This is a genomic window from Lentilactobacillus dabitei (assembly GCF_019061365.1).
GTDB lineage: Bacteria > Bacillota > Bacilli > Lactobacillales > Lactobacillaceae > Lentilactobacillus > Lentilactobacillus dabitei.
This window is the reverse complement of the sequence record NZ_JAHPPD010000023.1, coordinates 23,005-32,623: the sequence shown is the minus strand read 5'-3', so window position 1 is coordinate 32,623 and position 9,619 is coordinate 23,005. Positions and strand designations below refer to the sequence as shown.

The following is a 9,619-nucleotide window of genomic DNA, read 5'->3' as shown; positions in this document are numbered from 1 at the left end:
GTCCCCGTAAATGTCTCGGATGGAAAACGCCTTATGAAATATTCTTTAATGTAGTGTTGCACTTAATTTGACAATTCAAGTGAAAAAAAGTAATGCATTCTGGTTTTGGAATGCATTACTTTTTTGGCTTAAATTCTGGGATCAGCCGTTTGTCGTAAGTTTTATCAATATAAGCAGGGAAAGCTAAGTTACATCTATAAACACTTTGCCGACTAATGTCCCAGCCCCTTAATAGCAAATTAGGAGTTACTGTTCGGCTTTGTTTGAATCAAGTTCCTAATTATTTGTCCCAAACAGTGATTGAATCGTAATCTTCACCGGTTAATTCTTTTGTAACCGATTTGACTTTGCTTGAGGCTTCGGACATTTTGCCACCAGATTTTAGGCGAGTCACTTCCGCACTAATCAAATCCAACTTCGATTTATCCGCTCTGAATGAAAGACCATTGTATAAAGCAATTAAGAAGAAGAATCCTACTCCAACACTAATCATGAGCGTTAAAGTTAATTGAACAGTTGGTGACTGATTCACAGCACCAGTAGTACTACTCTTGAACCCAGCCAACTGAAGGATTTCTTCACCAAGAATATTGGTGATTACAAAACCGCCTTGTTCAAATAAGCCCGCGAGCGATGAAAAGGTTCCGGCTCGATTTTGACCTGTAAGTAAAGTATCTAAGACGGGTAAGGATGGAAAGACTGTTCCGGGGATGAATCCATATAACTGACCGCCAAAGATTGAGAAGGTTTGAACGATTAATAACCACATTACCATATGATCTGGTTTAATAAAGCCAAGCAGGCCAAAACCAACACAGGATATCATGGCCATTCCATAGGCAACACCGTACATATATCTTGGTGCATACTTATTAATCACGTAGCCAGCTGCAATCATTACGAAAATACCAACAAAAGTACTTAGTGATGACAGGTAGGCGGTTACTGACGCATTTAATCCTAATACATTAACGATGAAATACGTTAATATCAGGCCGCCTAAGTTTCCGGCCATTTGATCAGCACCATCAATGAATAAGTGTTTTCTAAAACTTTTAATTTTGAAAATTGAAAGGTAATCATGGGCGGTTTCTTTGAACTTGGTCCAGCGAGAGGCGGAAATATTAGTCCCTTGATTGTGTTCTGCTTCCATGAGGGCAGCTTCGTTCTTAGTAACAAAGTGTTCCCAAGTAGTGTAGTAAGTAATCAGAGCAAAGATAATTCCGACTGCTGAAAGGCCAATCTGGAGATACAGGTAAATCTTGGGATCGTTTTTGGGCCAGTTATTCAAGATCTGAGCCACAACGAAAGCAGCAATCGTATTGAGCAAAGCAGCAACGACACTGCGGACGGTTCCCATGATGGTTCTTACTTTAAACGAATCCGTCATTTCTGAGGGTAACGTTGTCCATGGTAAATGGATTGTGTTGAAAAACGCTAGTAAGACTGAGTAGGTAATAAAATAATACCAGAAGTTTAATCCGCTAATGGGAATCAGTGTCGCGTATACAAAGAAAGGAATGGTCATTAGGATGAAGAAATGTCGCCGGCCGTACTTGCGACCGAATTTAAACTTATATAGTGAATCTGAAAAATGACCAATCCAAAGGGCAACGCCAGAGGCTAACACCCGCCCGAAAATTAACATAAAAGCCACTTGTAATGGGGTTAACCCACAAAAATAGGTATAAAAATACGAAATATAATTATAGCAGATTAAACCAACTGCAGAGCCAATAAAGCCATACATACCAAAGCCGGTTGATCTTAAAATACCAATTTTACCCCGGGGCGTATAAATCTTTTTGCTTTGATATTCGTTCCAACCATCATGAATTTCATTTGTTTTTTGCATGTTTCCACTTCCCTAATTATTTAGAAACCAATTTCATTAATTGACGTTGTTTTTTGGTGATTTATTTGCAATGCTAAACGTGACTTCATCGCTAGTACGACTAAATTCATATGCACCACGGATTGATTGGGCACTGCTTGTGGGAATCAGATTAGCTGACGTTTTAACCCGGATGTTTTTGGGAGCAACGTCGCAGTTAGCAAAATGAAGTTGCAGCATTCCCTCACTAAGATCAAGGACAGCTGATTTGATTGGGACAACTTCTGAATCAATTTCCACGTCAAAATTGATAGTGTGGATAAACATGCGGTGTCTAAATGCATCAGTTGGTTCAAAGATAATCTGGCTATTATTCGTATTGAAATTGCCACCAAACGAAAGCCAACGAGTCGCGGATTGTTGGTATATATACTGCCCTGCGTCATGGGCATAGCCATAAAAAGCTTGGCCATAGTCCGATGTGTAAGGTTCAAATTCCATGAATTCAGGATCAGTTAGAAAGGCCATGGAGCCAAAGCCCTTCTGATCAATTGAACTTAAAGCGCTGGTTGAGGCAGCGTAGCCAACTTCCAGCTTAAATAAATTGGCTGAATCATGATATTTATAATTATCGAGAATGGGGATTGCGTTGAGGCTTGAACCGTAATGGTTAAATTCTCGGGTTATTTTTTCTCGTTTACCATATACGAAGGAATCAAAGTATCTCCTAGCGTCACCGTTATAGCCCCAGTGAGGGATGAGTGGTGTACATGCTAAGATGGCGTTAACCGTTTTGACCGCTTTGGGTTGGTCACCAAAATAATCACACCAGGTATAAACCTCTTCTTGACCGGTGGAGTCCCACGGCATTTCACTACCATATGGATATTGTAAGTTTGCCCAAATGTTATAGCGATATTTCATGTATGATTCAAAGTGATTGGCTTGTTTAGTCCACGCTTCATTCTTTAAGTCCTCAAGGATTGATTTATGAATACTGCCAACCATTAAGCCATATTGTTCCAAGTAAAGAAACGCATCCTTGCCGCAGAATTGATGCATTGCCATGACGGTTTGATAGGCTTGGTTTAGGTACCATTGCCAATCATGGTTGGTAACTAGGCCATCATAATTTCTTGCAAGTCGATACATCACCCAATAAATAGTAGCTTGGTGAGGATAGTTATAAGCACGCCAAGTTTCTTCAGAGCGGGATTTATTCCAACTGTACATGATGTCGTTGTTCATATAATACAAACTGGCCCGAATGCTGTAATCTTTGTTTTGCAAGTGCCCCCAAAGAACATCATCAACATATTGTTCTAACATGTGGACTTGGTTTTTATTTGGCATATATAAGTTCTTAATTGCCATTAGAAGATTGGGACCGGCACCGGCTTCATCGGAATCACCTGAAATGTATGATCGAAATTCGTCCAGTACTTGGCGGTTTGTTTCATTATCATAGGTGACAAATGAGTGTTGGCGACCGTGTTTATCCGGTTCAGCAAGCCATTGGTGAGTTTCGTGGAATCTTGCTAGTTGCTGCACTAATTGTTCGGCCGCGTCTGTAACATAATAATTAATGGTCTGGGTTGTATGATCGGAATATTCAATCACAATGCGGGCTTGACCAAAGTAGTCATGTAGCCGGCTAAGCAGATAAGCATGGTGAGAAGAGCCGTTTGTAATCTTAATTGCAGTTTCTGGGTCGGCATGGATTCTAGCGATATCTTTATCGGTGTGAATTGTTAATTCTGCTTGTTCTTGGCCGTGGAGTACATAACCTGGCAGACTGGCAACACTGGGAATGCTGTTTTCGATTAATGTATTGGCGATTTTATCTGGAGTGGTCACATCAATGAACTTTAAGGTAAATGTCTTAGCCTCACCAGCTTTTAAGATAAATGAGCTGGGGGTGTTCCACTGACGCTTACCATCCCAATTGGTATCGAAGTAGGCTTTGGAAAACGCAGTCCATTCATAAAATCCTTCAAAGTGAACATCGCGTTTGGTTTTATCATCGTTAAGGGGGCGGTAAGCTTCAAATGGTGTGTTACCACCATTAACAACTAGTAACGTTGGCTTTCGACCATTGAGCCGTGCAACTTGGAGATAGCCAGCATCCTGGCCGATATATGGGTCAACAAACGAGCTATTGTTATGGCTTTCCTCAAGTGAGTTATCCGTAAAGATTTGATTAAAGATCATTGCAAAGCCCAAGCCACCAACTTCAATGTTATTTTTGCTTGAATTTGTTATTCTAGTAGTGAATAAAACGCTATCATTTTTTACGATCCAATCACGATCAATCTTGAGAGGGGCAGTTGTCAAATCTTGATCATCTTTTGTTGTGTAAAATGACCACTGCTGTTGGTTGACCGGCCGAAGGGCTAACTGGACATCACCCAGTTGGTAGTAATCCGAGCCGGAGCGGTTGACCTTGGCCTTACTGGTGGCAAAATCAAACCACTCTTGGTTCTCATCTTGGGCTGCAAGTGTCTTTAACAGATTGGAATTAGATTGAAAACTTTCGATTTTTAGGTTTGCCATTTTAATTTTCCTCAATTCTTTGTTCCGAGAATATTGTGGTACAATTCATACTCGTCAGTATGAACTTGTAAGCGATCACCTACGAGTTAAATTGTAAGCGCTTGTTCTTTTTATAAAAGCTCACATTTTCGTATAAAAAGTATCTTTTTTCACTTTGTTGATGAAGTAGTGAAGATCATAAAGGAGGATAAAGCTGATGGAATATGGTTATTATCAGTTGGGTTATCCTATGAAACTAGTGGAGTGTGGTCACTTCATTACTAAGCGGGGTTGGACCCATAAGGTGTCTACTCGAAAATCTGATACTGAGATTCTAATTGGTCTCTCTGGGGATATCCCGCTTGCAATTGGCAGCGAAAAATTTAACTTAACTGCTGGAAAAGTCTTGATTAATTTTCCGACTGAAACAATTTTTGGGAGTACCCCGGTAACGGTGTCTTCTGATTTCTTTTGGATCCATATTATCAATCAGGCACCGCTTAATATTGCAAAAGAAGGGCCAACCAAGCCTATTCCGGAGAACTTAGCAATTCTACCGAGATCTTTTCAAATGACTGAACCTGATCGCTGCTTGGTCCTGGCAACGCAATTACTAGACATTGCCCATCATCAAGGGCATGCCTCATCGGCGGATTATGCGGCCACTTTATTGGTGACTGAACTTGCTAATGATTATTTGAATCAGGTACAATCTGATACCACTGATGAAAGTAAAGTAATGCAAATCAAGGAGTGGAGCCGGCTAAATATCAATAAAGAACTAACGGTTCGAACCATCGCTGATCATTTTGAAATCAACCAAAATTATCTGGCTGCTATCTTTAAAAAAGTAACGGGTTCAACTGTTAAGAAGTATTTGAATAAACTTAAAATCGATCAAGCCAAGTACCTATTACTGACGACTACCTTATCGGTGCAAGAGATATCGGAGAAAAGCTATTTTAACGACTACAAATATTTCTTTCGAATTTTTAAAAGGAATACTAATTTAACACCGGCAAAATATCGTAATACGTTTACAAGCACATTCCTGAATAACCCAGATATTGATCCTGGCTATGACATCGGTAAAATTGTGTCGGTGCTGGAAAAGGGAATTGATGAAAAGAAGCTATTTTAAAAAATGAGATGTTGGCTATTATAAAAACAAACTGATGAGGGCGTAGGGATATCTGGATGAATGACGTGGATGCTTCACTTAAATACCCAAATAAAGTCAGGTAGCTCTTAGAAGAAGTCAAAATAAAGCACCAAACGTGATCTTTTGTGAGTGTCATTTTGGTAAATAAAGAACGATCATGAATATGAGGGATCATTATTAGACGGGGTTGGGGTGCTTCAAACCGAAGATGTTCAAGTGGCTCGAGAAAATGAAGATGAACTTTATCTAACTGATGAGATTACTTGGTCCCCAACCAATATGAAGTTAATTCCTTATTATGCATGGGCGAACCGAGCGGAGGGCCAAATGGAAGTTTGGCAAGCCATTAATCGGTAGTTAAAGTTCTCAATATGGGCTTAAGGTATATTAACCACAGAATTGCTCGGTGCTTCATTAATTGCCGGTGCGAAAATCGATTTGACCTCAGAATTTAACGAAAAAGACCAATTATTCCTGATTTTGGAATAGTTGGTCCTTTTCGTTAGCCGCTTGTCGCAGCTTTTATCTTAGGTGGTCAGGACGATTTAAGTGAATGATTACCGACTGGAAATTAATAGATGCGCCGGTCTTCGATCCCAACGAAAAAAGGCTTTAAATTAATTGGGTGCCATGGGAACTTTCCGTTGTTGTGTGAAGCTTCAAGCTGATGTATTTCTTTCGGTACTGGGATGGTGACATACCGTAGTGCTTTTTGAAGGCCATTGAGAAGTAGTACACGTTTTGATAACCAACTCTAGTGGCAATCTTACTAATTTGGTCCGAAGTTAATAGTAGGTACTTGGTGGCTTCTTCTAGCCGATATTTGGTTAATAACATATTAGGGGTAATTCCGAAAGTTTTCTTCATATAAATGGATACAGAATTAGGGTGGATATGAAATTGCTTTCCAAGTTCTTCGTAAGTGATCTTTTCATCATAATGATCTTCGATGTAACGTTGAATTTTGTTGGCAATCATAACGGTTGGCGATTCCTGAGGGGCCTGGACCTGAATCAATTGCAGTAAATCAATGAAAAGCTGTTGCGCTTTCCAGAATTCAATTGAGTTTTGAGTGGTGTCCGAGTGATTCTCGTTGGATTTGCGACTATTGGTAAAGATTTTTTCAATCATTGAAAAAATAGTTGCTTCATTAGGAATGGGCTGCTGTTTTTGGAGAAACAACGTTACCATTGAAGTGTAGTAGTGAATTGCGGGGACTGGAATTAACGACTGGACCTGCTTGGGTTCGTTGGATTGAACATAGTTACCAGCCGTTGCAAAATGGATCCAATAATATTCCGTTGTTTCATCGATTGGTTTCCATGAATAATGATGATGCTGAGGTTGTAAAATAAACATTTCACCAGCACGAACGGTATACTGATTGTCATCTTCGGCAATGTATAGGGCTCCACGTTGCATAAACATCATGACGAAGAATTGAAAATTTCTACGATTAGGGTGACGTTCACCTGGTTTGAAAATGACATGCCCACTCTGAATATAAGTTGGGGTTGGCAGACACGAAATTGACAAAAATTGTTTAGCCATATTAGACTCCTCCACTTGCTTAGCGAGTGATTAATTATTTGCTGTTAATATTAGTATAAAAAATCGTTTGGATATCATAAAAATAAGGCAAATTTATCTGTTTGTCAAATTGCTGATAAGTGATTTTATTGTAAAAATCACCATAAATGCCGGTATTACCGCCCGAAACCCTTGTGCAGCAATAAACAAGGCAAAATGGCCAAATATATATTTTTTTATAAAAAGGCGCTCTAATATTGGATTCTAACCACTGCGGTTATGTTGTATTCTATTAATCGTAAGCGGTTGCAATGATATGCAAATTCATAACGACGTTGTTGAAACCCATTTTTTATCAGAAAGGACGAATCAAAATGAAACCGGTGTCATATTATGATGTTAAATATTTACCAGGTTCGACTTTAAAAGAGAAGTTCGAGTGCAACGTTAATTGGATGTTGTCCCTCACACCTGATCAGTTACTGTATAACTATCGGGTAAATGCAGGACTAGATACTAAAGGCGCTACGCCACTAACGGTATGGGAATCACCAGACTGGTTCTTTAGAGGTCACTTTACTGGTCATTATCTTTCAGGGGCTTCTAGAAGTTATGTTGAACTCAACAATATGGAAGATACCAAAGAAGCGAATGAACTAAAAGATCGGGTCAACCAAATTATCGATGGCTTGAAAGAATGCCAAGAGAGATTCGATACATTTGAAGAATTCCCAGGTTACTTAGCTGCTGAACCTTCAAAGCGCTTCGATGATGTTGAAAAGCTTCGATTCAATGGTAACCATTATGTGCCATATTATGCTGTTCAAAAGTTAATGGATGGCTTGATGGACGCTTATGAATATGCTGGTAACCAAACTGCCTTGGAACTTGTCATGAACATGACTCATTACTTTGAGAAACGAATGGAACGGCTTACGCCAGAACAAATCAATGCAATGATTGATACTCGGTGGTACCAAGGCAAAGGCCACTACATTTATCACCAAGAATTTGGGGCCATGCATCGAACATTACTCCGCTTGTATGAAATGACTGGTAAGAAGCAAAAAGATATTTTCGATTTAGCTGAAAAATTTGATCGTAAGTGGTTCCGTGACATGTTAATCAATAATGATGATGAATTAGGCTACTACTCATGTCACGCAAACACCGAATTAGTTTGTGCCGAAGGAATGCTAGAATATTATCATGTGACTGGCGACGAGAATTATAAAAAAGGCGTTGTCAATTACATGAACTGGATGCACGATGGCCACGAATTACCAACTAAAGGCATTTCAGGTCGTTCAGCATATCCAGCACCTGCCGATTACGGTTCAGAACTATATGACTACCCAGAAATGTTCTTTAAGCACTTATCTAAGTTAAACGGCGAAAGTTGCTGCAGCCATGACTTGAACTTCTTGAGCTCAGAATTATTTGCTGATACTAAGGATGCTACTTTGCTTGATGATTATGAAATTCGGTTTGTGAATGCAATCATGGCTCAGCAGAATAATGACAGCGCTATCGCTGAATACCTGTATAACTTGAGTGTTGCCCCTAACTCAACCAAGGAATACAGTCACACTGGCTTCTGGTGCTGCACTGGTAGTGGTACTGAACGTCACTCAACCTTAGTCGACGGAATCTACTACACCGACAATCACGATATCTATGTTGGTCAATACTTCGATTCAATTCTTGATTTGAAGGACCAGGGTGTCACCCTTACTCAAGATTCTCATTTCCCAGAACAACACTTTGCTCACATCACTGTTGAAGCTGCAAAGTCACAAGAATTTACGATTTATCTGCGAATTCCAAAGTGGAGCAAGACAACGACAATTTCCGTTGATGGTGAAACTGTTGATGCAGAACCCAAGAATGGCTTTGTTGCTATTAAGCGTACTTGGGGCAAGAAAGCTGAAATTACCGTTAACTTTGATTTCGAACTGCGTTATCAAACCCTTGCTGATAGATTTAACCGAGTTGCAATCTACTACGGCCCAATCTTATTAGCAGCTCAAACAAAAGACTTACCAGCCTCAACCAAGCCTGCTAAGGAATACTTGAAGGATCTTGTTAAGGTTGAAGGTAAGAATCAATTCCGGCTTGCCGGCACCAACATCATCTTTAAGTCACTGCCAGCAATTCCTGGTAGCACCCCATATAACGTTTATGTAAAAGTTCCTGACGAAAAGGTTGCAACTGTGATTGATACTCAAAACGATAGCGACAAGCCAGTGAATGAAGAACGTGAATGGACATTGGCCGTTGACCCAGAAAAGAAGAACTATTTGAAGATTACTTATGATCGCTTAGATGGTGATATTTATAGTTTCCAAATTGAAGATGATCAAAAGGTTCTCTTTACTCAGACCATGAAGAGTGAAGAATGGCCAGAAGATTCATACTACATCTATCCACTACCATTAGATGCAACTAAAGGCAAAAACAAACTCAATATTAAGATCAAGCCACTCGATTACGAAGGTTTGAACTTTGATATTGCAAACATTAACAAGATTGAATCAATGGTTGCAACAAAATAATTAATC

Annotated in this window: 6 protein-coding genes; 3 read left to right on the top strand and 3 right to left on the bottom strand. The window is 39.6% G+C overall.

The annotated features are described in order from the left end of the window. Positions 1 to 280: 280 nt before the first annotated feature. Together KTE19_RS05230 and KTE19_RS05225 are read right to left on the bottom strand one after the other, a co-directional pair. A complete protein-coding gene (locus tag KTE19_RS05230; protein WP_217341763.1) occupies positions 281 to 1,855 on the bottom strand; it encodes an MFS transporter in 1,575 nt (524 codons plus the stop codon). A gap of 36 nt (positions 1,856 to 1,891) precedes the next feature. Next, positions 1,892 to 4,387 carry a DUF5695 domain-containing protein gene (locus KTE19_RS05225; RefSeq protein WP_217341762.1) on the bottom strand — a complete coding sequence of 832 codons (2,496 nt, stop codon included), beginning with the start codon at positions 4,385 to 4,387 and terminating at the stop codon, positions 1,892 to 1,894. A gap of 196 nt (positions 4,388 to 4,583) precedes the next feature. Here KTE19_RS05225 and KTE19_RS05220 point away from each other — a divergent pair, with 196 nt between their 5' ends. Together KTE19_RS05220 and KTE19_RS05215 are read left to right on the top strand one after the other, a co-directional pair. Beyond that, positions 4,584 to 5,507: a helix-turn-helix domain-containing protein gene (locus KTE19_RS05220; protein WP_217341761.1), complete on the top strand. Its 924-nt coding sequence runs from the start codon at positions 4,584 to 4,586 to the stop codon at positions 5,505 to 5,507. 213 nt (positions 5,508 to 5,720) lie between these two features. Then, a complete protein-coding gene (locus tag KTE19_RS05215; RefSeq protein ID WP_217162661.1) occupies positions 5,721 to 5,885 on the top strand; it encodes a hypothetical protein in 165 nt (54 codons plus the stop codon). Positions 5,886 to 6,140: 255 nt separating this feature from the next. On the opposite strand, the gene KTE19_RS05210 is transcribed toward KTE19_RS05215, so the two are convergent. Then, positions 6,141 to 7,079, bottom strand: coding sequence for a helix-turn-helix transcriptional regulator (locus KTE19_RS05210; RefSeq protein WP_217162659.1), 939 nt, complete (start codon positions 7,077 to 7,079; stop codon positions 6,141 to 6,143). 353 nt (positions 7,080 to 7,432) lie between these two features. On the opposite strand from KTE19_RS05210, the gene KTE19_RS05205 reads away from it, so the two are divergent. Further along, positions 7,433 to 9,613: a beta-L-arabinofuranosidase domain-containing protein gene (locus tag KTE19_RS05205; protein WP_217341760.1), complete on the top strand. Its 2,181-nt coding sequence runs from the start codon at positions 7,433 to 7,435 to the stop codon at positions 9,611 to 9,613. The last annotated feature ends 6 nt before the right edge of the window (positions 9,614 to 9,619 follow it).

Bases quoted from the DNA above. Each gene is read 5' to 3' on its own strand.
- KTE19_RS05230 (WP_217341763.1), bottom strand. From the start codon at position 1,855: ATGCAAAAAACAAATGAAATTCATGATGGTTGGAACGAATATCAAAGC.
- KTE19_RS05225 (WP_217341762.1), bottom strand. From the start codon at position 4,387: ATGGCAAACCTAAAAATCGAAAGTTTTCAATCTAATTCCAATCTGTTA.
- KTE19_RS05220 (WP_217341761.1), top strand. From the start codon at position 4,584: ATGGAATATGGTTATTATCAGTTGGGTTATCCTATGAAACTAGTGGAG.
- KTE19_RS05210 (WP_217162659.1), bottom strand. From the start codon at position 7,079: ATGGCTAAACAATTTTTGTCAATTTCGTGTCTGCCAACCCCAACTTAT.
- KTE19_RS05205 (WP_217341760.1), top strand. From the start codon at position 7,433: ATGAAACCGGTGTCATATTATGATGTTAAATATTTACCAGGTTCGACT.